The sequence below is a fragment of the Candidatus Dechloromonas phosphoritropha genome (assembly GCA_016722705.1).
GTDB classification, from domain to species: domain Bacteria; phylum Pseudomonadota; class Gammaproteobacteria; order Burkholderiales; family Rhodocyclaceae; genus Azonexus; species Azonexus phosphoritrophus.
Map to the genome: position 1 here is coordinate 244,240 of JADKGN010000004.1, position 23,425 is coordinate 267,664.

Below are 23,425 nucleotides of genomic sequence, written 5' to 3' on the forward strand. Positions count from 1 at the left end.
GGGCAAGAAGCCGGTAGACTCCGCTCATCCGTCATTCCGGTTGCCGCCCATGACCAGCGCCACACTCTCACAGCACCCTCGAAACGATGTCGAGACCATCGCCGTGGTCGGTTTCGTGCATGGTGTGTCGCATTTTTTCCACCTGCTGTTGCCGCCGCTGTTTCCCTGGCTGATGGAGGATTTCGGACTCAGCTTTACCGGCATCGGCGCGACGATGACCGTGTTCTTCGTTATTTCCGGAGTCGGCCAGGCCCTCTCGGGTTTTCTGGTCGATCGACTGGGAGCAGCTCGCGTGCTGGGCGCCGGGATCGGCTGCTTCCTCGTTGCCGCGGTGCTGCTCGCGCTTGCCGACGACTATGCCATGCTGGTCGTCGTCGCCGCCTTGGCCGGGCTGGGCAACAGCGTCTTCCACCCGGCGGATTTCACGGTCCTGAACCGCCATGTTTCGCAACCACGCCTCGGCCATGCCTTCGCCATGCACGGCCTTTCCGGCAACCTCGGCTGGGCGCTGGCGCCGGTTTTCCTGACGTCGATTGCCGCCAGCGCCGGCTGGCGAGCCGCCGCGCTGAGCGCGGCCATGGTCGCGGCCGCTGCGCTTGCCCTGCTGTTCTGGCGTCGTGATGCTCTCGCCGATCCACCAGGCATTGCGTACGAAGTGAGGGAAGGCGAAGGCGTCTCGATATTCGCCTTCCTCGGTTCGCCGGCGGTGTGGACGTGTTTCGCCTTCTTCTTCCTGATCACCACCGCCTTCGGGGCAATCCAGAATTTCGCAACCCCTATCCTGCAGAATCTTCACGGACTCTCGCTGGCGGTCGCCGCCAGCGCCCTCTCGGCGTACCTGCTGGGCGGGGCGGCCGGCATTCTCGGCGGCGGCTTGCTCGCCCGCAAGGGTGATCACGAACGCCTGATCGCGCTGGCACTGGGCGCGGCGGCGCTGCTGGCCGTCGCACTGGCGACGCTGCCCCTCCCGTCGTGGAGCGTCTTGCCCCTGATGGCCGGCATCGGCTTCTGCACCGGTGTCGCCGGTCCCTCGCGCGATCTGCTGGTCCGGCGTGTGGCCACCTCACGTTTCGGGCAGGCCGCTTACGGGCGCGTCTACGGCTTCGTCTATTCAGGCCTCGACGCCGGGCTGGCGCTGGCCCCGATTGTCTTCGGCGTGTTCATGGACCACGGACGCTTCGCCCAGGTTCTGATCGGTATCGCCATGCTCCAGGCGCTTGCGATCTTCACCGCGCTACGCGTCGGCGGTGGCGAGACTATGGCTGATCCGGCCTGAATTTCTCTGATTTCCCTGAATGAAAGGATCGGCCCCACCGATTGCCGGGGGCGCCCGCCCAAGCGGGGTAGTGCACCCTCCTCACCTGCGCGGTTTTTGGGTGTATTGACCCGTCGACCGCAACAGCCCGAATTTTCCGGCTGCGCGACCAGCAAGAAATCAAGTCACTCTGCTACCGGCCTGACCATCCGCCTCTGTCGCCGACGCAGCTAGATTCCGATCAATGCGATCGGCACTTCCCCACCCCCGGCAACGGAGGCGGCCTCGGCTACTTGGGCTTCCTGGCGGCGGGCGCCCTTCTCCGGGGGGCCGGCTTCACCGGTGGTTCCGGTGGCGGCGCATAGTCGCCGAGAACCGTCTTGACGGGGCAGATCTTGACCACCGGGCACTTGCTGCAACCGGCAACAATGGCGATGGGGCATAGCGTCATTTCATTTCTCCTGAGTAATGCCTGGCAGGGGTGAACGGATTGAGTCCGCTGTCCGGCAACATTATTGAACAACTGGCAGTATGAGGGCCGGCCGCCGGCGACTCAAGCGTTCTCTGCTCCGCAAGCCCTCACGAGACCAGATGCACTGGATCAATTAGCGTAATTCGCGGCGCAAAATTTTCCCGATTGGCGTCTTGGGCAGCACATCGCGGAACTCGACATGGCGCGGCAACTTGTAGCTGGTGAGGAGCGTCCGGCAGTGCTCGATCACGGCCTCTTTCGTCAGGTTCGGATCCTTCTTGACGATCACGACCTTGACCGCCTCACCCGATTTTTCGTCGGGCACGGCGACCACGGCACATTCGAGAACGCCTGGGTGCGCCGCAACGACACTTTCGACCTCATTGGGATAGACGTTGAAGCCCGACACCAGAATCATGTCCTTCTTGCGGTCGGTGATAGTAACGCGCCCCTGATTGTCGAGGTGGCCGACGTCACCGGTTTTCAACCATCCATCATGCAGCGCGTCGGCAGTTTCGGCAGGATTGTTCCAGTAGCCCTTCATCACCTGCGGGCCGCGAACGCAGATTTCGCCGGTGTGCTTCTCGATGTCGCCAGCACCGGTCCACACCGGTAATTCGTTGAAATCCTCATCACGAATCGATGCTTCAGTGGACGGGATGGGCAGGCCGACCGTGCCGTCCCAGGCGCCGCCCAACGGCATGCAGCAGGCGCCGGGCGAGGTTTCGGTGAGACCGTAGGCTTCGGTGAGGAAGTGCCCGGTCACCCGCTGCCAGCGCTCGGCGACAGGCTTCTGTACGGCGGCGCCGCCGCCGACCACCACCTTCAACGCCGAAAAGTCGAGCTGTTCGAAGCCCGGTGTGTTCAACAGGCCATTGAACAACGTGTTGACGCCGGTCATCGTCGTGAACTTCCAGCTTCCCATTTCCTTGACCAGGGCCGGCAGGTCGCGCGGGTTGGCGATCAGCACGCTCAGGCTGCCCCACTTCATGAACGACAGCGTCGAGGTGAGACAGAAGATGTGGTACATCGGCAGCGGGGCAATGACGATTTCGCTACCTTCCTTGAAGCTGCCGGATATCCACACGCCCGTCTGTTCCAGATTGGCGAGAATGTTGCGGTGGGTCAGCATGGCGCCCTTGGCAACGCCGGTCGTGCCACCGGTGTACTGGAGGAAGGCAATGTCTTCATTCTTCACATCGACCGGATTGAAACGCACCGAACTACCGCGCTTGAGCGCACTAGCGAGCGTGATGGCGCCGTCGATGTGCCAGGCGGGCACCATCTTCTTGACGTGCTTGATCGCGAAATTGATCAACCAGCGCTTCGGGGCCGGCAGCATGTCGCCAATCTGCGTCGTGATGACATGCTTGACAGTCGTCTTGCCCAGCACCTGCTGCAGGGTTTGGGCGAAGTTTTCGACGATGACGATGGCCCGCGTGCCAGAGTCCTTTAACTGATGTTCCAGTTCACGCGGCGTGTACAGCGGATTGACGTTGACCACGATCATCCCGGCACGCAGGATGCCGAACAGAACCACCGGGTACTGCAGCAGGTTCGGTGACATGATTGCCACGCGCTCGCCCTTGACCATTCCCGGCAGCCCCTGCAGGAAGGCCGCGAAAGCGCGTGACTTCTGTTCCAGCTCGACATAGCTCATCGTGCAGCCGAGGTTGTGAAAGGCCGGCCGGTCGGCGAATTTGGCAAGCGTCTTGTCGAGCAGATCCGGTATGGATTTGAATTGATCCGGATCGATCTCCGCCGGGATCCCTTGCGGGTAGTTTTTGAGCCAGATCTTGTTCATGATGGTCCCCCTCTTTGCTGTCATTCACGCTGCCTAGCGTCCAGATTACTCCGAATCGATCCCTCAGTCGCGCTGGATCGATTGGCGCAGTTCGCGGCGCAGGACCTTGCCGATCGGCGTCTTGGGCAGGGCATCGCAGAATTCGACGTGGCGCGGAACCTTGTAGCTCGTCAGGGACGTCCGGCAGTGCTCGATGACAGACTCCTTCGTCAAATTCGGATCCTTCCTGACGATCACCACCTTCACCGCCTCGCCCGACTTTTCATCGGGCACACCCACCACGCCACATTCAAGAACGCCCGGGTGCGCCGCGACGACGCTTTCAATCTCGTTGGGATAAACATTGAAACCCGAGACCAGAATCATGTCCTTCTTGCGGTCGGTGATGGTCACCCGACCCTTGTCGTCGAGATGCCCGACGTCGCCGGTTTTCAACCAGCCATCGTGAAGCACGTTGGCGCTTTCGGCGGGATTCTTCCAGTAACCTTTCATGACCTGCGGCCCGCGCACGCAGATCTCGCCGGTGTGTTTCTCGATATTGCCCTCACCGGTCCACGCCGGCAGTTCGTTGAAATCGCCGTCGCGGATCGAGACCACGGTCGACGGAATCGGAAAACCAACGGTGCCATCCCACGCCGTGCCCGGCAGCATGCAGCAGACAATCGGCGAGGCTTCCGTGAGGCCAAAACCTTCGGTGAGATAGCTTCCCGTCACCTTTTGCCAGCGTTCGGCCACGGGCTTCTGGATGGCGGCGCCACCGCCAGTCACGAATTTCAGTGCCGAGAAATCCAGTTGGTCGAAGCCCGGGGTGTTCAACAGGCCATTGAACAGCGTGTTGACGCCCGTCAACGCGGTGAAATTCCAGCCCCCCAATTCCTTGACGAAGGCCGGCAGATCGCGCGGATTGGTGATCAGCACCGTATGGCTGCCCCATTTCATGAACACCAGCGTCCCGATAAGACAGTAGATGTGGTACATCGGCAGCGGCGCAATGAGGATTTCGTTACCTTCCGTTATGGTCCCCGAGAACCACGCGCCAAGCTGTTCTATGTTGGCCAGGATGTTCCGGTGGGTGAGCATCGCGCCCTTGGCGACCCCGGTCGTGCCGCCGGTGTACTGCAGGAAGGCGATGTCTTCGACCGTCGTGCCCACCGGTTTGAAGCGCGCCGCGCTGCCGCGCTCGAGAGCGGTACGCAGCGTGATGGCGCCGTCGATATTCCATTCCGGCACCATCTTCCTGACGTGCTTGATCACGAAATTGACCAGCCAGCGCTTCGGGACCGGCAGCAGATCGCCGACCTGCGTGGTGATGACATGCTCGATCGAAGTCTTACCCAACACCTGCTGCAGGGTCTGCGCGAAATTATCGACGATGACGATGATACGAGCGCCGGAGTCCTTCAACTGGTGCTCCAGTTCGTGCGGCGTGTATAGCGGATTGACGTTGACCACGGTCATCCCGGCGCGCAGGATGCCGACGAGCACCACCGGGTATTGCAATAGATTGGGGGACATGATTGCCACGCGCTCGCCCTTGACCATCCCCGGCAGTCCCTGCAGAAAGGCCGCAAAGGCACGCGACTGCCGCTCCAGTTCGGCATAGCTCATCGAGCAGCCGAGATTGTGAAAGGCCGGCTTGTTACCAAATTTGGCAAACGTCTTGTCGAGCAGGTCGAGGATCGATGTGTACTGGTCCGGATCAATCTCGGCCGGCGTACCCTGAGGGTAGTTCTTGAGCCAGATCCTGTTCATGACGCTCCCCATGCGTGTCATTTACCCAACTGTCTGCTGGAACTTAATCCTGATCGATTCTCAGCGGCTCCAGTCAGGACGGATTACCGGACATTCTCAAGCGGACAAGTTCCGGATCGTCGCCGCGGTCGATCAGGATACGTCTGACGCGTTCCTGCCAGACTTCGCCGAACAGGCGTCTTGCCGAAACGTCAGCCGTGCCGCTCACGACAGAAGCGAGCAAGCCGCCGAGGCGAGGGTCAGCGGGAACGCTTTCGAGGTGTAATTCGCAGTCGACCGCAACATTCGTGTCCCGACGCATAAAGGACATGCCGCTGCTGCCGGCGACGCCGAATTGCAGCAGATTACGCCGGCTGTAGCGGCCGCCCAGCCCCTTGAAGCCGCCTTCGCCGGCAGCGCCGGTGAGCAGCCCGGCGACGCTGGCGATGACACCGGCCACGCCACTATCGATGTTTTCACGGAGCGCCACCGCAATATTTCCGCGCTCGGGAATTTCATCGCCGTAAAGCGCACGCAACGCACGTACCGTCATCAGCCAGGCGCCGGCGACGGTCGGGCAGGAATGGCCGGCGAGCCTGACGGCGTCGGCAAAGTGATATTCGATCAGTCCACCTTCGGCAGCGCCGAGCAGATCGGCCAGCGGGTCGCGCAGCGTGATGGTGGGAACACGCGCAAAGAATTCGGGAAAGGTCATCTCTATCTCCAGTTCCCGTCATTGTCCGCTACCGGCAGCGGCGTGGCATTGATCTTCGTCAGTTGCGCCGGTCGGCGCACCCCCCTACGCGCGATTCGCGCCAGCGGCTTCCATTCGGTCAATCTTCTGAATGATGACTTCTCACATTCAGTATCTGGGCAAGTTCGTTGACAATGAGTTGCCGACCAAACAGCGCGGGCTGAACTGTCTCGAACACTTCGCACATCCGACGATACTTCGCAACAGAGGGGGTGTGGCTGTCGCATATCCGACCCTTGAATCGGGTAAAGCGATCCTGATGTTCGGCCAGGAACGTGGCGATGCTGCTGAATTCACCTTTTTCATTGCCGCCGAAGCCAGGAAAACCGGAATTGTTCCCAAATGGAGGAGCCAATTGCTTTAGCTGGGCTTTCTGGTCGCCGTCAAAGATCTCGTAAGCTTCCTCGACAACACTCTACATGCTCAGAATGTTGATAACATCGTTGAGTTCGGGAGGCTGAGCGTCCGAATTATCATAAATCCAGGAGTATTTCCATTCGATGCCCCACGTGTGGCCGCTGTAGATGGCTGATTGGACGATTTTCGGGTCCATTCATGATCCCCCGACTATGCCCAGCCTTTCTTAGACCTCGCCGAGCATGATCAGGATCAGCTTTTCGGAATTGTTGAGATGTATCGCCGATCCCCTACGCCGCGACGGTCAGGTTGAGGCTTTCACGCTCCAGACGGGTCATTTCCGCAGTAAGACCTACCCGCTGGCCAGCGGTCGTCATGCGAAGTCCCGCCCGCCATTCAAACCTGATGTCGGCGGACAGGACGCCGGAAGAATACAGCGCATAGGCCAACCTGCGCAGATCAGGTTGCTTGACGCGTCGTCCATCACCTAACGTTGCAAAAAAAATATTACCGACCAGCGAGACGGTTGCCTGGGTTGCCATGGTCATTGTTCCTTCCCGATCAGCTAACGCGCATGCCGGATTTTTCGAGGGCGGCACGGAATTCCGCAAAAGAAAGTTCACGCACCACCATTGCAGCCAGCGTGGCGCGCAGGTCAAAGCTGCCGGTGTTTTCATTACTGGAACGAGACCCGTTCGCGGCCGCTGGGTTCGGGCGCTGGCGCATCGGGGAATTCGGGTTCAGGCTGGGCGACATGGCTTTTTCTCCATTCGTGTTTGTGTGTAGCCATGATCCCCGAGCATGAAAAATCCGGCTGTGATTGAATTCACGGATTTGGTGAAATAGCCGGATCGATGCCTTCCACGACCTTCGGCAATTAATTCGCCGCCTGCACATCGTGGGTACGCAGCCAACGCGGCACGATTAACGCCGCCAAGCCCGCCACCAAGACGGGGAGCAGGAGGAGCAGCGCCCGTCCGAGCAGGAAGCCGAGCAGGACCGCCACTCAGAAGAGCATCAGCAACAGGATGGGCCAGAGGCTGGAATGCCGGCAGCGGATCGGCGTACGGGTTTCAGGCGACTGGAGAAGGTTGTGAACGGATTCATCGCGTCCCGCGCCGGGCTCACCATGCGCGCGCAGGTTCAGGATTTCGGGTCCGCTACCGCACGTCGGCCACCAGGTGAATCCTGTGGGCCCGCCGCCCCATGGACGGCCTCATGCCACAGATTGAGGGAACCGGATCGCCGGGTCCTCGGTCGTCAGTTCCGCGAGCTTGGTCCGGGTGGCAATGGTACGGTCGCGGATGATGCTGACCGACAAATCGGAGGCGACGTTGAGGCGTGCCTGCTCTACCTGAAGTAGGTAATGGTCTGGGTCTCGACGCCGACCCGGCGCATGCGGATCTTTAGCGAAGCCGCCGGCGGCTTCATCGTTGCCCGGAGTCCCGGGGCGTTGAGCGCAGCGAGACACGCTTCGGACGACTCGCGTTACTTAGGTATTGGGCGGCAATTCCGCTACGGACGGCAAGCGCAGATCCTCCACGCTTGCGCCAAAAGAGATCGGAAATTGGCGCAACTCCGTTCTTTCGATCTCTGGAACGAACCACCGGAAACAAGCCCTGAAAAACAGAGGCTTGATTATTATTTTCTGGTCGGAGTGAGAGGATTCGAACCTCCGGCCCCTGCGTCCCGAACGCTCAATTGCACTAATCGTAAAAAAACGCGAGAAATCATAGTTTTTTAAAATCAGATACTTAGCGCACTTTGTCAAGCAAACAAAAAAACCCAGTCGTTTAGCGAAAAACTCGCTACGACAATTTTACGACAAATTTTTTCATGTCTGGCCGTATAAAGTGAAAAAAAGCCCGAGATTTCGGGTTTTTTTAATGGTCTGATTTTACGAAAATTTCTTTCGATGTGACCACTGCGTTACGACACACGCAGTTATCCCAACACGATGCCATGATTGGCAACTGCTTCATTGCTCAAAAGTCATCTTCCCACGCCGGAGTCATTGCAAACTCAACATCTTCCTTGACGCAGACATCTTTGACTTTTGATAGCTCGTCATCGACAACGACGCTTTCGACTTCGCCCGCATTGATGCGATCATTAATGCGGTCAATGATTTCTTGTACCAGCTTGGCAACTTCGGCCTTGCGCCGTTTCTGAGCGGCTTCAATCTGTTTCTTTGCACCATCCCATAGCTCACGTGCGCGATTGTGGTCGCCGGTAATAACAATCTCAGGATTTAACACGAACCAGGCAGGTCTCTTTGTATCACCCTCATATTCACGCACAAGCTCAGGAAGCTTGTGCCCATCTTCATTCAAGACGATGGGGGACTTAAGACGCTTAATTGCTGATGAGACTTGTCCCTTATTCAGCTTCGTCGCCTTGACGATTTCAGCTTGTTTGACATGCGCTAGTCCGGTCAAAACTGATAGCTTTCCTTTCATTACTTGAAAGACAAGCATGTCTGAATAATTCCTCGTGAACAAAATGCGGTCAATAAGAAGTTGTTGGTCGATGTTTTCAACGAAATAATCGTTGTCGACCGGCACCTCTACAGCCTTCCCTTTTATTTTCATCCATTTTGTCAACATTTGTCCCACTTCATCAAATTTCCTGAAGTGAATTTTGTCTGAAATATTTTTCCAAAATTTTTGCATTATGCCTGTTTCAGCGTCTATTTCTTCTTTAATGTATCCAGGCATCTGCATCGATTTTTCATTTGATTTTGTTGTATTCATCACACGACTCCGAATGTAAGAAAATTGCTTCAATATACTGCGCACCATAAAAGCCAATCACAAAGCAGCTAATATGTTTTTCACATTAAGTGAATCATGTCTTGATATTTAAATCAAGCAAAAACAACCCGATTATTAGAAAATAGTTTTTTCCAAAAAACTATCTCAATGGCATTGCTACCTATATAGCGCACGCCCGTGCACGTAGGCACACGCGTTCCTATTAAACTCTTTGTCTTTGGGTTTTTAATATTATTATCTGTATCCTATCAAAAACCACTCCAAAAAAACAAAACAAGAAAAACAACTCCAGAAACAAAATTTCACTTAAACCATTCCAGACATATACCCATACCAAACTCAACCATCGATACAAACCGCCTAGAATCAATTATTTACAAAATCCGAACGCTACATCCAGCTTTCAAATACACCCATCTAGAATCAAGAAATAATGGCCTTAGTTTGAATATTATTCCGCCCATCATCGATACGGCGCAGAATATCAAAATAATATAAATCCTGTTATTTGATTGACAGAACTCAATGAATTTGCAATTAATATAAATATAGCAACTTCACGGAGATCAATATGGATTTAATCAACAAATCAATTAAGGCCGTCACAGACTTTATCAATTCATCAATATTTTCCTTATCCAAACCGGCAGCAATAGAACAACCCAAATCTTTCCCAAACATGTCCGACGAGGCTTTCGATTTGATGAAATCAATCGAAGCCCACGTACTGTCGTGCGGCCAAAAATTCTCAATCGAGCCTGCGGGCTTTAATTCATGTCGAGCAATATTTGTTGCCGAATCAACTGATACCGCATTTTTTTGGAGAATAGAAAGTGACTTCACACCGCGCTTTTATTTCTTGAAAAAATCAAAAATAAAGCGATGTTTCCATGCAAAACAGTACATGGAACTGTACTTAGAAAAATTTGATGCGTTGCCGCCTGATCCTGAACTAGAAATCGGCCAAGACTGGGAGTTTGAGCCACATGCTGGAGGGCATTGGCTCACCTGTCTAACGCCCCGGATCGCAGGCAATATCGAATACAGCGAGCTTCTTGAAAAATTTCAAAAACTCTATTCGCTTCGTCCACAAAGCTCGTCAAAAGCCAAATCAGGGAAAGGCGGGAAAAGCGATGGTGAAGGCTCCAGTGGCTTTGCGGGGCTTGAGTTGAAGCCCTCTGCATCAACAGGAGGTAGCCATGATTTCAACAGATAGGAGCGAAGAATTTTTGTTGGTTGCAGAACTGCGCAAGTCTGTTTCAAATGTTGCCAAGGGCATCCAACCTTCAACTATTGTTGAGTATGAAAAAATTTACGCTCGCATGTTGCGCGACAATCAAACCCCTGCTGATGCAACAAGTCGTTCCGGCTATTTTTTGCGCCGAGCGGCTTTAATGTACGTTTGTGCCAATCAAGCACGCAATGCCCTTCGTGACCGTGACAAATCAGTTTTTGGCTCTGACGAATGGCAATCTGCCTTGCTCGAAATCGAGCGCATTTCATCAATATTCCGCTCTTACCCTCCTGATTCCGAGCGGCAAAATCACGTGGTCGGCAGCACTGGTCGCTGCTGGAATGATGTTCGGCAAGAAAAAGAATCAGCGGGGTGGAAAGCCGAATCAAAATCAAAACGCGCTGGACTGAGTGCGCTTCTTAAGCGCCCAGACTGGTCAAACTGTTTATTCAATGCAATCACACCGAAATACCGTGCTGCTTACACTATTTCATTTTTAACGGGCGCACGACCAGCAGAAATTGAAAATGGCGTTTCAGTCAAACAGTGCGAAAACGGCTTGGAAATAACGATCAAAGGCGCAAAAATCGGTAAGCAAAGAGGACAACCGGAACGCGTCATTCTTGTCTCTCTCGACAGCAAATCGGCTCAATATCTCGCCGCGCTAACTGAAGGTGGCAAGGTCACTATACAAAACAATGCCAAACGATTTTGTGATGCTGTTCGCAAAGCGGGAAAGAAAGCTTTTCCGCGCATGCGCTCGACCATCTCGCCGTACTCGCTGCGTCATGCCGTTGCATCGTCTTTGAAAGCCAGCGGCATTGATGCCGAAGGAATCGCGCAAGTACTCGGGCATCGTGCGAGCAGGTCGCAGCAGGTGTATGGCATGTGCTCCCAGCGCAGCAACAACGCCACCGCAATTCTCGGCGTTCGTGCCAGCATGCCAGTTCGAGACACTTCGCGTTCTCCAACTGGCATTAGTGGCTCGACACCAAAACCAAGGTTCGGCTAAAGCCGAACACGTTCGCACAAATCCTCATCGGATTTCAACGAACGCAAAAGCACGGTTTTCGCTACGCGAATCAGAACAAGCCCCTTCGGGACTTGATCTGACCACCGCCATCTTCTTCCTATTTTTTGGCGTCAAATGCCGCCATCGGAAGAAGATGGAAAAACACAATAGCATTAAGATTGAATTAACTGATTTTTAGACAATCGACAAACAACGTAACTTCGTCGAGTCTATAGTCACGCGGACCACCGCGCACCACTTCCTTATAGTCAGCATCGGGTACGATGCAAACTGGGAAAGGAAGACCAAAGCGCGGGTCATTTTTTGCCAGTTCGTTGTCAGAAAAATTGAGACTGGTTCGCTTGAGCTTGGCGCTAAGTTGGACAACTAATTCGCCCGCAGGCTCATCAACGCAAACATATTCACCGTTTTCGATGACGAACAAGTGAACGTCCTTACGGTGATATTGCCCCCCAAGTCCGCCAAAAACCTCATAACCATGCGGGGTTTTTTCTTTCAAAGTGACCGGAAATGGCAATTTTTGGCCCTTTTGAAGAGCATATTCATTTTGCCAAAAGTACTTGCTGCTAATACGGATTTTTGCGAATAGTTGTTTATTCGTCATGTCTAACCTCATAAATATAGTTGCATAAAAAGCCAAATTTATTGACCGTTTGCAACGTACATTTAGCCGCTGAGGTGTAGTACGTCCTTAATAAATCGGAACTCTAATAAAGAACTGTTTGCGTCGTCAAACAACGATATAGAGGCAGAGTCCCTTGCAATATCGCACCGCTACAAACATCCAGCAAGTACGATTCCATCATAAATCAACAAATATGTCAATACCCCATATGGATTAAACTGCAATCTATAATCGTTCTGTATTCAATTTGCTCAAACGACGCAATATTTCACAATCGGCTGTTGTCGGTGAATAGTCAGTTCAACCGTAAACGTTCGCAGCCTTATCCAGCGCCTCATGGTGCTGAATAAGCGACGCAGGGAACGTTGTACAGGTTCGTCATGGTTCGCGCCTTTAAGGCGGCTTCATGGCACGTTTTCGGCACTCGCCGTTCAGGGAACCCGGCGGCAATTTCCGTGAAGCTCGCCCAACAAGCTCAAAGCTTCGTTTTGAGCTTGTTCAACAACCGCTCCCAAACGCCAAGATCAAAGTCCTCTGAAAGCATGAGCGAAGCGGATGAAGGGTCAATACTGACGATCTCTTTATATCGTCGCTGAATTTCATACCCTTCATTGCGATATTTCTCTAAAGCATCCCGAAGTTCTGATAACTGATCTGTCCGAACAACCATACGAATCGCGGTGCCTTGAAAGGCTGAATCAAAATAACGCTTCGCCTCGGTTTTTTTTGTTAACAACATTCCCTTATCACCGCTGGCAACGAAGAACGTTCCACCATTTCGACAAATCCGACTTGTCATATAAAGACCGAAACCAGAGTTTGCCCACGGCCCCTTTTGCTTTTGCCTCGCACCCTTAAATGCCTTACCGGAAACGGCAGGCATTAGCGCGTAATTGATAGCTCTTTTATCATCAGTCACATCCAGGTGAGGATTGTTCTTTAAGCTCTCTCGCAGGCCGATACCACGATCCAGAATTGCAACCTCCACTCTTCCCTTCGTCGGCCAATACTGTGCACAAATCCCAAATTGTTTAGCTTCGCTATGCTCGACGACGTTACGCATCAACTCTCTTACAGAGTAAGTCAGCGTGTCAAAAACGGCGCCAGAATCCGAACCACACAGCATCGCTGCCATGTGCTGGCTTTCGCCCTCAACTTCATCACCTACTTCAATCCCCTTTGCTGCTGCCGCCTTTATAAGATCATCGCAATGGAATATTTTTAGCGGGATATATCGCTTGCTCCCATTAGCCTCCCCTGGAGCTTTGCCAAACTCCAAGCCAAAAGCCTGAAAGAAGCCCATATGACCCGCGTAGGTCATATGTTTGAAATTACTACAAGCCGTATTTGTGCCCTCAAACCGCATGGCAAGACGCTGAATCTCACTCGAAACGAGAAGCATGGGAAACGGTTCAACTGTGCGGGTGCGAGAGAAATCAAAAACGTATTCGTCCGCTCTTTCTATCTTTGACAAGAAAACTGAAAAATCGAGCGCCGAAGGCAAATCTAGTGATGCCGGAATTGGAATAACGACTTGTGTCATAAATTTACTCAAACTTACCAAGCTTTATCAAATGCATTAACGGCGCTCTGAATTCAGAGCCACAATCCGTTGAAGAATTTCCCCATCAGTCATCTCTTCGGAGAAGTCTGTCCACCCGTAGGCTTCTGCAACGGCCTTATCCAGCGCCTGATGGTGCTGAATAAGCCATGCCGGTGGAGCGTTGTACAGGTTCGTCATGGTTCGCGCCTTTAAGGCAGCTTCATGGCCCGTTTTCGGTACTCGCCGTTCAGGGAACCCGGCGACAATTTCTGGAACACAATCAACCCATTCCGCAGGAAACAACCAGCGCGTGCGCATGTCATCGAGTTTCTTTGCCGCTTCGGCGATAGCCGCTTTTGCTGTCTCGCTTGCTTGTGGAAAGGGGAAAGTCTCGAAGCAATCACCGGCGTTGTAGGTTGGATCATTGCCGACGCCGTGCCGGGAGGCATTCGCCAACGCCCAGACTTCATGCAGGCGGGAGGACAGGACGCCGAAAGTGAAATCGTCGTCGCGGCAGATGGCATATAGCCGGGAGTCGGGTAAAACGGCGACCGGCAACCAGACAAAAAAACGATGCTTGGCAACGCGTGGTGTGGCGATGTAACGCGAAAGCCCGTTCATTGTCCGCCGTAAAGCTGGCACCGTTTCCCCGTGCCGCCACCAAAAGCGTTTCCGGCCTTCTCGCCGCCCCGCTTCGCGCATCGGCCTGACGTGTTCCTGAACATGCGCAAAAGGTGCTTCATACAGTGCCGCATCCGTTTCCAGCATATCGACGCCGAAATCAATAATCCATGTATCTGATGGCCGACCGGCCAAGTCCTGACCATTGGCCCAAGGCCGCAAAACATCGGCCCCCGGCCTGCCATTCGGGTTCGGTAACTTTAGCCAGGCGCGGGCGGTATCGCCGGGAATGTCAAAAGCCCCGACTTTGACCGGCCCCTGAAACGCGATACCTGCGTTTTCAGGTAGCGGCTTGGCTTCCGTCAAATCGAACCCACCCGACAACGGCGATAGATCAGCTTGAATGCCTGTGACTTCCTCGCCGTCAATGTGCGGCTTGCCGCCCTTCCCAAAGGCAACCAGCGACACACGAACCGCAGCGCCATCATTCACCCAAGGTTCATCACGCCAAGCCGTAAAAATCGGCATGGCGGCGACGATGCGTTCAAGGACCGCACGATTTGAACCCTTGCGGATGGCTTGCGTAGAAACCAATCCGGCACGCTGGCAGTTGCCGCTATCAATATGTGCACGCGCACGTTCAAACCAATAAATCACCAGATCGACACCACCCGGCAAACGACCTTTGAACAGATTTCGGATGGCTTCAGTCGTTACCTGACCCAGTTCAGTCAGCATCTTTTTATTGCCTAGAAACGGCGGATTGCCGACGATGACATCGCAGGCAGGCCACGGCGAATCGGCCCCTTCCGGGCCGAGAATCGCATCACGGCATTCGACGTGATCCAGTGTGGCAAGAATCGGATTGCGCCGGATGTCGTAACCATGCCGCAGCATCCATTGAATTTCACCAATCCAGACAGTGACCCGCGCCAGTTCTGCCGCGTAACTATTCAACTCGATGCCGAGGACGTTGGCCGGTGACACTTCAATGGTCAACTGTCGATGCAAGCCGATGGCTTCTGCATCTAGGTTTGCGCGGTGTTCGAGGTCTTTTAATGCGCGAAGCGCAAGATATAGAAAATTCCCGGAACCGCAGGCCGGATCAAGCACGCGGAAATTTTTCAGGCGCTCGATATAGAGCAGGAAAGTTTCTTGTGCGGTCTTATAGGCAGACTGGGAACCCTTTCCCCCGGCATGATATTTTTCCATCGCGGCAGTAATCACTAGCTTTGCCGCCTCCCACTCGTCAGAAAGCGGACGAGTCACCACCGGATCAATCAGTTTGGCAATAGTGGCGGGGTCTGTGTAGTTCGCGCCAAGCTGCGAACGCATGGCAGGATCAAGGCCGCGCTCAAACAGCGTGCCAAAAATAGATGGCTCGATATGCGACCAATCCATTTTTGCCGCTGCATGTAGTTCGGCAATTTCGCTAGCTTCAAGTGGTAACGGTTCGACAACGGCGAACAGTCCGCCATTGAAATAATTGATGTCTTCAAGAAGGAATTCACCACCGGCCTGCATGGATTTAAAAAGGTCGCCCAGGCGGGCAGACACCTTCTCGGGCGCGTTGGCACTTTTCGCCAAAATCCGCTCGAAAATCTTGTCTGGTAACAGGTCAGCATCTTCAGCAAACATCGCAAACAAACATTGAATCAGGTAATGCGCCACCTTCTGCGGCTCATGACCACGCCCGGTCAATGCCTGCGCGATTTGCGCGAAGCGCCCCGCCGCTTCTGCTGTGACATCTTGCACTGTTCGACCGGGCCGAAATTTTTCCGGCGCAGTGAATATCCAGCGCAATTTTTCAAGATTGGCCGGTTCTCCAATGTCTTCAATTCGGATGGTGTGCACCTCAGAAGGTGCCCCGGTGAAGTGGGTATGAATCTGAATCAGTAGACGGTCACAGACAACAAGCAGCGGCGGATTGTCGAGCGCCAAGGCATAGGTCATTAGCTGTTTGAGTGCCTTGCTCAAATCAGCGCCCGGCCCTTTATTTTCCCATCCGAAGAAATGACGTTTCCACACGTCCGCCCAACCATGCCCCGCTCCCGTGCGTGTTGCGCCGCGTTCAAAACAATAGTTGTCTGGGTCGCCGGGCTTCTCGACGCCGAGCATTTCGCAGAGGTCAAGGAAATGGGCTTGTGCACCTGCTTTTTCGGAAAGGGTGCTGTGTTGCCACTTGGCAATAAATTCGGCGGGCGTCATCGTGGTTTTTATGGATTTGTAATAGCCAACGATTGTAAGGCGTTACAGCAAAGGCCGGAAACAGAACTAGCTGAAATCTGCTGATCCCGTTCGCAGCGTCAAAATTCTTCAGTGATCCGACTTCCCTTCGGGGGTCGGAAGCACCTTCGAAGTTTTGAGCAGCGACAAACCGCTTTTCAAGTCAAAACCATAGGGGGAGCTTGCGCTCTGAAGGCAGAGAACCAAATATCGAACCCATAAGCTCAATCATAATAGTTACTGGCACGACTGTGCCCCTCCACTGCTTTTGACTTCAAAATCTAGTGGAAGCATTTTGAAAGTTGAAGCTTCCGATGCAGGATTCCGACGCGGGATTTTGCGAAGCAAAAAACGTTGTCGGAACGTGTTGTCGGAACTGGAGACTTCAACATGCGATGCTATATCAGCACTTGGGTTTTAGCCCTCGGCGGAGGGTAAATTCTTAAATCGGATCGTCAAGCCGACCTTCTTTAACGCGGCGCTCGTGTGCAGCCGCACGTTTTTTTGCGATTTCTATCAAATCAGCATGAACATACTCTGAAGATTGCTGGATATTCGAATGGCGTGCAACCTTCATCACTTGGTGCGGATCATGCAACTCTGAGGCAGCTTTCGTTGCTGCCACATGCCTCAAGTCATGCCAGCGAAAATCAACGACGCCTGAGCGTTTTTGAACACGCTTCCAAGAGCAAGACAAGCTGTTGTAATTCAGCTTGTCGAAATACATTTCACCCTTCTTCTTTCCCTTACGCAAAGAGCGCAAAATTTCGATGGCAGGTGGTGTAAGCGGAATATATGCTTTTCTCCCGTTCTTTGTTCCATCGACAAAAACGCGCTCCCCCGTTTTTTCATCGGGCAAGTCTTCAACGCGTTCAATATAAAGAAGTGGCTCAGGATATAGCCAGTCCTCCATTTTAAGGGCGACAAGCTCTGCTTTTCGCAATGCGGTTTCAATTGCAAAGTTGAAAGCAAGCCGCATTTGCGGATTTCTGCATTTCTCAATCGCTTTGAGCAATGCTTGCTTTTCTTCTTTTGAAAAAATACGTTCGCGCTTTACTTTGACTGGTTTTTTATTCCGTCTGCGCCGACCGACTGAAAAGACATTTTCATGTAGAAAAATTCCAAGGCCATCATCTTCGTCTCTTGCATATTCGATACACGAACGAAAGATGTCGATTTCTCTTGAAATCGTGGATGCGGAGAGTGGATTACCTTGCTGGTTTTTTTCTTTACTTCGGGTTTCTTTCCAGCTTTTTACGTCTGAACGCTTCAACTCAGAAAGTTTTTTCTTGCAAATATCGTACTGCAGCAGCTTATCGATTCGATAGATTTCCGCTTTGCTCGCACGCTTAGTGCGTCTATCCGTTGCCTCTTCGTCACGAAACGATGTAAGTACGTCTGCAAGCGTTTTTTTCTGCGCGTCTGACGTGTCTCTATAGGTTCCCTTGCGCAACTGCGTTTCAATGTCTGCGGCCCACGCCTTCGCTTCCGCTTGCGTGTCGAATGTATCCCAGTCTCGCACGCCATTTACGTGGATTTCCGCTTTCCACGTAACCTGGCCGGTGCGCTTGCTTTCCATCCTTTTGATGTATGCCACGTCGTAACTCCGATTTTTGAACGACGCAAAACTGCCGCTACGACAATTTTACGACAAATTGACAAATTCGAGTTTCGATGGATGCAAGACAGAAAAGAAAAAAGCCCTGAATAATCAGGGCTTTGTCCTTACTTTGCTATGGTCGGAGTGACAGGATTCGAACTTGCGACCCCTGCGTCCCGAACGCAGTGCTCTACCAGGCTGAGCTACACTCCGATACCTTGCGAGAAGTTCCTAGTGGTCTCTCTCGACTGCAAAGACAGTCAATTGTAGCAGAGCTTTCCGATAATTTGTATCGTTCAGGTTGCTGATTGCCGCTCTTGCAAGTTCGGCCTCGTGCGCCGCCTGGCGGCGCGCATGGGTAAGTGCGCCACTCGTCTGGATGGCAGCCAGCACGGCGGCAAAATCGTCGCGCCCCCCCTCCTCGATCGCCCGCCGCACGCAAGCCGACTGCTCCGGTGTTCCGTTCCGCAGCACGTAGATTAGCGGCAAGGTCGGCTTGCCTTCGGCCAGATCGTCGCCGAGATGCTTCCCGGTATCACCCTCCAGCCCGGAATAGTCGAGCACGTCATCGACCAGCTGAAAAGCCGTTCCCAGATGCATGCCGTAGTCGGCCAGCGCCCTTTCCACATCGGGCGCGGCGCCGCCCAGGATGGCGCCGAGTTGCGCGGCGGCCTCGAACAGCTTGGCCGTCTTGTAGCGGATAACCTGCAGGTAGCGCTCCTCGTCGACGTCGGCATCGTGGCAATTCATGAGTTGCAGCACTTCGCCTTCGGCTATCACGTTGGTGGCATCGGAGAGGACGCGCATGACGCGCATGTCGTCGACCTCGACCATCATCTGGAAGGCACGCGAATAAAGGAAATCACCTACCAGGACACTGGCGGCGTTGCCGAACATGGCATTGGCGGTATTGCGTCCGCGCCGCAGGTCGGACCCATCGACCACGTCATCGTGAAGCAGGGTCGCCGTATGGATGAATTCGACGACCGCCGCTAGGTCATGATGATGCCGGCCTGCATAACCCATGGCGCCGGCCGCCAACAGGACGAGCGCCGGCCGCATGCGCTTGCCGCCACTGCCGATGATGTACTCCGCAACCTGGCGGACGAGCACGACTTCGGAATGCAGACGGTCGCGGATGACGGCATCGACGGCCTTCATGTCGGCCCCGATCAGGGCGTAAAGGTGTTCCAGGGTCACATTGCGCCTGTTTTGAAGTAAGCGCGGAATGTTAGGCGCGGGCTGACAGGTCGTCAAGCCGGCAATTCAGCATGCCGCCTTCTGCACAACCAGCGCTTTCGGATAAACTTACCCGGAAATGACCCGACCGCAACAATTTAACATGGCCCGATACGGACAGGCACAAGGCAGGCGCCGTCCACCGACTGCGAAGACCCGTGGAGGCTGATTACGACCGCCGCTTCGGTGGCGTCGCCCGCCTTTATGGGACGGAAGCGGCAGAGAAACTGAAAAATGCCAGCGTCTGCGTCGTCGGTGTCGGCGGCGTCGGTTCGTGGGCGCTGGAAGCGCTCGCCCGAACAGGCATTGGCCGGCTTGCCGCGGTCGACCTCGATATGGTGGCGGAATCCAACACCAACCGCCAGATTCATGCCCTGGGCGACATCTACGGCAAGGCCAAGGTCGACGCGATGGCCGAGCGCATCCGCGCCATCAATCCCGACTGCCGGGTCACCGGCATCGAGGATTTCGTGACGCCAGAAAACGTGGCCGAGCTGCTGCAGCCGCACTTCGATGTCGTGATCGACGCCATCGACCAGGCGCGCGCCAAGGCGGCGATGATCGCCCACTGCCGGCGCCACCACATTCCCATCGTCGTGGCCGGCGCCGCCGGCGGGCAGACTGATCCGACCCAGGTGCGCATCAGCGATCTTGCATTGACCGTGCAGGACCCCCTGCTCGCCAGGGTTCGTTCGCTCTTGCGCCGCGAATACGGTTTCCCGCGCGACACCAAAAAAAAATTCGGGGTCGCCACGATCTTCTCGACCGAAGCCCTGCGCTACCCCGCCGTTCGGGAAAGCTGCGACGCGGCGGCGGGGCCGGTGGGACTCAGCTGTGCCGGATTCGGATCGTCGGTCTGCGTGACCTCGGTCTTCGGCATGGCCGCCGCTGCGCACGCCATTCAACTATTGACGAGGTAAGCACATCCGAAAGCTGAATAAGCCGCGGTCACTCAAGGCTGGCCTGGCGCCGGGCTCACTGGTTCACATCGGCGAAATCAAGACTGCAACGCCTGGAATATCGGTCATCGACTTCGGCCCGGAGGCGCTGAGCGAGGCCGAAATGCCGGATGCCGCCGCCCTGGTTGCCTATCGGCGAGAGAACTCGACCCTGTGGGGCAACGTCTATGGACTCCAGGTTGCGGCGGACCTCGCGGCCATCGGCGCTGCGTTCCAGTGGCACCCGCTGGTCCTCGAAGATATTCTCAACAACGACCAGCGGCAGAAGATCGATGCCTACGACAACTATCTCTACGTCGTCCTGCACCGCTATGAGATCACCAGCGAGCCGCTCGACGTCGTGCAGGACCAGATCAGCCTGGTCATCGGGCCGGATTATCTCCTCAGCTTTCAGGAACGCCCATCGCGGACCTTCGAGCCGGTACGCCAGCGCCTGCGCTGCGACCGCGGAAACCTGCGCGGCGCGGCTCCCGACATGCTGGCCTATTCGCTGATCGATGCGGTGGTCGACAGCTACTTCGCCGTTATCGAGCAGCTCGACGAGTATTCGGAGAACCTGGAGGCCGATATTCTCGAACGCGCCGGTCAGCAGGTTCCCGAAAAGATCCACCAGTTCAAGCGCTGCGTTTCCCGGCTACGCCGCAACGTCTATCCGTTGCGTGAACTTCTCGGCAGCCTGCATCGCGAGCACGCGCATTTCTTCGGGCCGGAAATCCAGGTCTATCTGCGCGATGTCTATGACCACTCCGTGCATATCGTCGAATCACTGGACGACCTGCGCGAACTCGCGACCGGGCTGCTCGATGTCCATCTGTCGACGGTCAGCAACCGGGTGAATCTCGAAGTCAGGGCGCTGACCGTGGTCGCCACCATTTTCATGCCGGCCACGCTGCTGGCCGGAATCTTCGGGATGAACTTCCATTTCATGCCTTGGCTCGAGCGCCCCGCCGGCTTCTACTACGCAACAGGCCTGATGCTGGCCATCGCCGCCATCATGCTCGTCTTGTTCTGGCGCCGCCGTTAGGCTGGCTGTCGGGAATCCAGCCAGACCGCGAGTCCCTGAGCGTCGAGTTCGAGATCGACTTCCCAGATCTCGAGCGTACGCCCTTCGGGCAGCGGGCAGCCATGTGCGCGCAGTTCGGCGAGCAGGTAGCGGGTCAGTTCAGCTTTCAGCGCTTCGTGGCGCGGCGCGCCCGATCCCGTCACGCCCCGGGCGATGGCAACCATCGCGTCGAGCCGCCGGTGGAGATCGGCCCCCAATTCGGCCACATCGCGCACCCGGCTGTAATGGGTCAGGTAGATCGCCTCGGGTGTGAGCGAGATCAGGCGGTCGATCGAGGCATGCATGGCTGCCGGGTCGAACTGCGTCGGCGTGGTCGTGGGGAAGATGAAGGCGCGCCCTCCGACATCATGCTCGCGATATGAAAGCCCGAACGTGTCGCCGCTGAAGATCCCGCCGGTCCGGCGATCGACGATGCAGATATGATGCCTGGCGTGTCCCGGGGTCTCGATGCACAGCAGGTCGCGACCGGCGAGCGAGACCACCTGGCCGTCCGGCGCCGCGAGAATTCTCCCGGCGGGAACCGGGACGATCTCGCCGTAGACACGCCGGACGTATTCCTCGCCATAGACGGCGGTGACCCCGGCCACCAGGCGGTCTGGCTCGGCCATGTGGCGGGCGCCGCGCGGATGGACGACGAGGCGGGCACCGGGGAAGGCCGCCATCATGCTGCCGGCGCCGCCGGCGTGGTCGAGATGGATATGGGTCAGGATGATGTAGTCGACCGCGGCGCTATCCAACCCCAGCCTGTCCAGCATCGCCAGCGAGTTGGGCAGGGCATCGTTGCTGCCGCTATCGATGAAGGCCACCCGTCCGTCCTCGACGACGATGTGAATCGCGGCCAGAATCGGCCGCACGTAGCCCGCGTCGAAAGCAACGATGCCGTTGCCGTAATCCCGCCAGTCGAACATTCCGGTATCCCCCACTTTGAAGGCCGGATTATACTGCCGGCCTCACCACGCACAGCGCTCCAATGTCCCACTTCATCGCCAACGACGGCACCAAAATTCATGTCAGGGTTTCCGGGGAGGGGCCGCCGATCGTCATGCTGCATGGCTGGACATCCAGTCACCACGAGTGGGCGCCGCTCCTCAACGATCTCAACCGGCGCCACCGCGTCTATCGCTGGGACGCCCGCGGCCACGGCGGCCACCCGGTGGACAATGGCGATCCGCCGACCGCGGAACGGATGGCCCGGGATTTCGCCAACCTGCTCGATCACTACGAGCTCGACAAGGTTGTCGCGGTCGGCCACTCGATGGGCGCCCTGACCCTCTGGCAGTACATCAGGGATTACGGAACCGGGCGCCTGTCACGGCTGTGCATCATCGACCAATCACCGAAGCTGCTCACCGAACCGGGCTGGGAACATGGAATCTACGGCGACTTCGGCCCGGAGAAGGCGCGCGAACTGATGACCTGGCTGGCCGAGGATTTCGCCGAAGGCGTGCTCAAGCTGACGGCGTTCGGCCTCAACGAGCGCGCCCGGGAGAAATACCTGGCCGGCACCAGCGGTTGGGAACGTTCGCGTTCGGCGCTACGCGCCCAGGACCCGTCACCGCTGATCGCCTGCTGGGCCAGCCTGACCGCCGCCGACTACCGCGATGTTCTGCGCCGGATCGACATCCCGGCCATGCTCGTCTATGGCGGCCAGAGCAATTTCTACAGCAACGACACGGCGCGCTACGTCGCCCGCGAAATCCCCAATGCCATCCTTCACATCTACGAAGGCAGCGATCACTCGCCGCACCAATGGCAACGCGAACGTTTCGCCAGGGATCTGCTGCACTTCATCGACGCGGAGTCCTGAACGGCGCCGCCCGGAACAGCGTTGACCAGGCAGTCGCAGCAGTCGCTGGGGAAGGCGTGCAAGCCGCATTCCGGATTGGACTGCCATCGGTTTGCGGCCAAAGACAGGAATGGGAATGTCGCTTGAAGGAAAGGGGAACAGCAACCCATAATTGATCGCGATTTGCCATGTTGCAGAACACAACGCCAGCTTGAGACTGCGAGCCCGCCAAATATCTCCGACCGTCGCTAATCGACCCATAGCACTCAATCACGGGTGTCAGCAACTGGGAAACAGGATTCTCGAACTGAGCGGCAGCAATTTGAGTGGACCAGACCTTCGTCAGCTT

Annotated in this window: 20 protein-coding genes and 1 tRNA gene; 6 read left to right on the plus strand and 15 right to left on the minus strand. The window is 55.6% G+C overall.

Annotation, left to right across the window (positions count from 1 at the left end):
- Positions 1 to 49 precede the first annotated feature (49 nt).
- Positions 50 to 1,276, plus strand: coding sequence for an MFS transporter (locus tag IPP03_06845; GenBank protein MBL0352368.1), 1,227 nt, complete (start codon positions 50 to 52; stop codon positions 1,274 to 1,276).
- 268 nt (positions 1,277 to 1,544) lie between these two features.
- On the opposite strand, the gene IPP03_06850 is transcribed toward IPP03_06845, so the two are convergent.
- From IPP03_06850 to IPP03_06885, 8 genes are all read right to left on the minus strand, one after another.
- Complete coding sequence (locus tag IPP03_06850) at positions 1,545 to 1,706, minus strand: hypothetical protein (GenBank protein ID MBL0352369.1); 162 nt, start codon at positions 1,704 to 1,706, stop codon at positions 1,545 to 1,547.
- A 154-nt stretch (positions 1,707 to 1,860) separates the two neighbouring features.
- Positions 1,861 to 3,531 (minus strand): AMP-binding protein, encoded by a 1,671-nt coding sequence (locus IPP03_06855; GenBank protein ID MBL0352370.1) that lies wholly within the window; start codon positions 3,529 to 3,531, stop codon positions 1,861 to 1,863.
- A 63-nt stretch (positions 3,532 to 3,594) separates the two neighbouring features.
- Positions 3,595 to 5,283 (minus strand): AMP-binding protein, encoded by a 1,689-nt coding sequence (locus IPP03_06860; GenBank protein MBL0352371.1) that lies wholly within the window; start codon positions 5,281 to 5,283, stop codon positions 3,595 to 3,597.
- A gap of 73 nt (positions 5,284 to 5,356) precedes the next feature.
- On the minus strand, positions 5,357 to 5,977 hold the full coding sequence (locus tag IPP03_06865; GenBank protein MBL0352372.1) for a hypothetical protein: 621 nt from the start codon (positions 5,975 to 5,977) through the stop codon (positions 5,357 to 5,359).
- A gap of 118 nt (positions 5,978 to 6,095) precedes the next feature.
- Positions 6,096 to 6,371, minus strand: a complete 276-nt coding sequence (locus IPP03_06870; GenBank protein MBL0352373.1) for a YfbU family protein — start codon at positions 6,369 to 6,371, stop codon at positions 6,096 to 6,098.
- A 292-nt stretch (positions 6,372 to 6,663) separates the two neighbouring features.
- A complete protein-coding gene (locus IPP03_06875) occupies positions 6,664 to 6,915 on the minus strand; it encodes a hypothetical protein (protein ID MBL0352374.1) in 252 nt (83 codons plus the stop codon).
- 19 nt (positions 6,916 to 6,934) lie between these two features.
- On the minus strand, positions 6,935 to 7,129 hold the full coding sequence (locus IPP03_06880; protein MBL0352375.1) for a hypothetical protein: 195 nt from the start codon (positions 7,127 to 7,129) through the stop codon (positions 6,935 to 6,937).
- Between the two features lie 1,229 nt (positions 7,130 to 8,358).
- Positions 8,359 to 9,126 carry a hypothetical protein gene (locus IPP03_06885; GenBank protein MBL0352376.1) on the minus strand — a complete coding sequence of 256 codons (768 nt, stop codon included), beginning with the start codon at positions 9,124 to 9,126 and terminating at the stop codon, positions 8,359 to 8,361.
- 592 nt (positions 9,127 to 9,718) lie between these two features.
- Between IPP03_06885 and IPP03_06890 the strand changes: the two genes are divergently transcribed.
- Both IPP03_06890 and IPP03_06895 read left to right on the plus strand, forming a co-directional pair.
- The gene (locus tag IPP03_06890) at positions 9,719 to 10,363 is read left to right on the plus strand and encodes a hypothetical protein (GenBank protein MBL0352377.1); all 645 of its coding nucleotides are present in this window, start codon (positions 9,719 to 9,721) and stop codon (positions 10,361 to 10,363) included.
- Positions 10,347 to 11,393: a site-specific integrase gene (locus IPP03_06895; protein MBL0352378.1), complete on the plus strand. Its 1,047-nt coding sequence runs from the start codon at positions 10,347 to 10,349 to the stop codon at positions 11,391 to 11,393. Before IPP03_06890 ends, IPP03_06895 begins: the two co-directional genes overlap by 17 nt.
- A 184-nt stretch (positions 11,394 to 11,577) precedes the next feature.
- Here the strand turns inward: IPP03_06895 and IPP03_06900 are convergent, their stop codons facing one another.
- From IPP03_06900 to ispB, 6 genes are all read right to left on the minus strand, one after another.
- A complete protein-coding gene (locus IPP03_06900) occupies positions 11,578 to 12,018 on the minus strand; it encodes a hypothetical protein (GenBank protein MBL0352379.1) in 441 nt (146 codons plus the stop codon).
- Between the two features lie 496 nt (positions 12,019 to 12,514).
- Entirely contained in the window at positions 12,515 to 13,582 is a 1,068-nt protein-coding gene (locus tag IPP03_06905; protein MBL0352380.1) for a sensor histidine kinase, read from the minus strand.
- 36 nt (positions 13,583 to 13,618) lie between these two features.
- Complete coding sequence (locus IPP03_06910; GenBank protein MBL0352381.1) at positions 13,619 to 16,411, minus strand: class I SAM-dependent DNA methyltransferase; 2,793 nt, start codon at positions 16,409 to 16,411, stop codon at positions 13,619 to 13,621.
- A gap of 460 nt (positions 16,412 to 16,871) precedes the next feature.
- Complete coding sequence (locus tag IPP03_06915; protein ID MBL0352382.1) at positions 16,872 to 18,026, minus strand: site-specific integrase; 1,155 nt, start codon at positions 18,024 to 18,026, stop codon at positions 16,872 to 16,874.
- A gap of 139 nt (positions 18,027 to 18,165) precedes the next feature.
- Positions 18,166 to 18,242: transfer RNA gene (locus IPP03_06920), tRNA-Pro, on the minus strand.
- Positions 18,243 to 18,260: 18 nt separating this feature from the next.
- Positions 18,261 to 19,229, minus strand: a complete 969-nt coding sequence (ispB, locus tag IPP03_06925; GenBank protein MBL0352383.1) for an octaprenyl diphosphate synthase — start codon at positions 19,227 to 19,229, stop codon at positions 18,261 to 18,263.
- A 197-nt stretch (positions 19,230 to 19,426) separates the two neighbouring features.
- On the opposite strand from ispB, the gene tcdA reads away from it, so the two are divergent.
- The gene (gene tcdA / locus IPP03_06930; GenBank protein ID MBL0352384.1) at positions 19,427 to 20,188 is read left to right on the plus strand and encodes a tRNA cyclic N6-threonylcarbamoyladenosine(37) synthase TcdA; all 762 of its coding nucleotides are present in this window, start codon (positions 19,427 to 19,429) and stop codon (positions 20,186 to 20,188) included.
- A gap of 4 nt (positions 20,189 to 20,192) precedes the next feature.
- The gene (gene corA / locus IPP03_06935) at positions 20,193 to 21,251 is read left to right on the plus strand and encodes a magnesium/cobalt transporter CorA (GenBank protein MBL0352385.1); all 1,059 of its coding nucleotides are present in this window, start codon (positions 20,193 to 20,195) and stop codon (positions 21,249 to 21,251) included.
- Here the strand turns inward: corA and IPP03_06940 are convergent.
- On the minus strand, positions 21,248 to 22,198 hold the full coding sequence (locus IPP03_06940) for an MBL fold metallo-hydrolase (protein MBL0352386.1): 951 nt from the start codon (positions 22,196 to 22,198) through the stop codon (positions 21,248 to 21,250). The genes corA and IPP03_06940 overlap by 4 nt on opposite strands.
- A gap of 62 nt (positions 22,199 to 22,260) precedes the next feature.
- Here IPP03_06940 and IPP03_06945 point away from each other — a divergent pair, with 62 nt between their 5' ends.
- Positions 22,261 to 23,097 carry an alpha/beta hydrolase gene (locus tag IPP03_06945; protein MBL0352387.1) on the plus strand — a complete coding sequence of 279 codons (837 nt, stop codon included), beginning with the start codon at positions 22,261 to 22,263 and terminating at the stop codon, positions 23,095 to 23,097.
- Positions 23,098 to 23,425 lie beyond the last annotated feature (328 nt).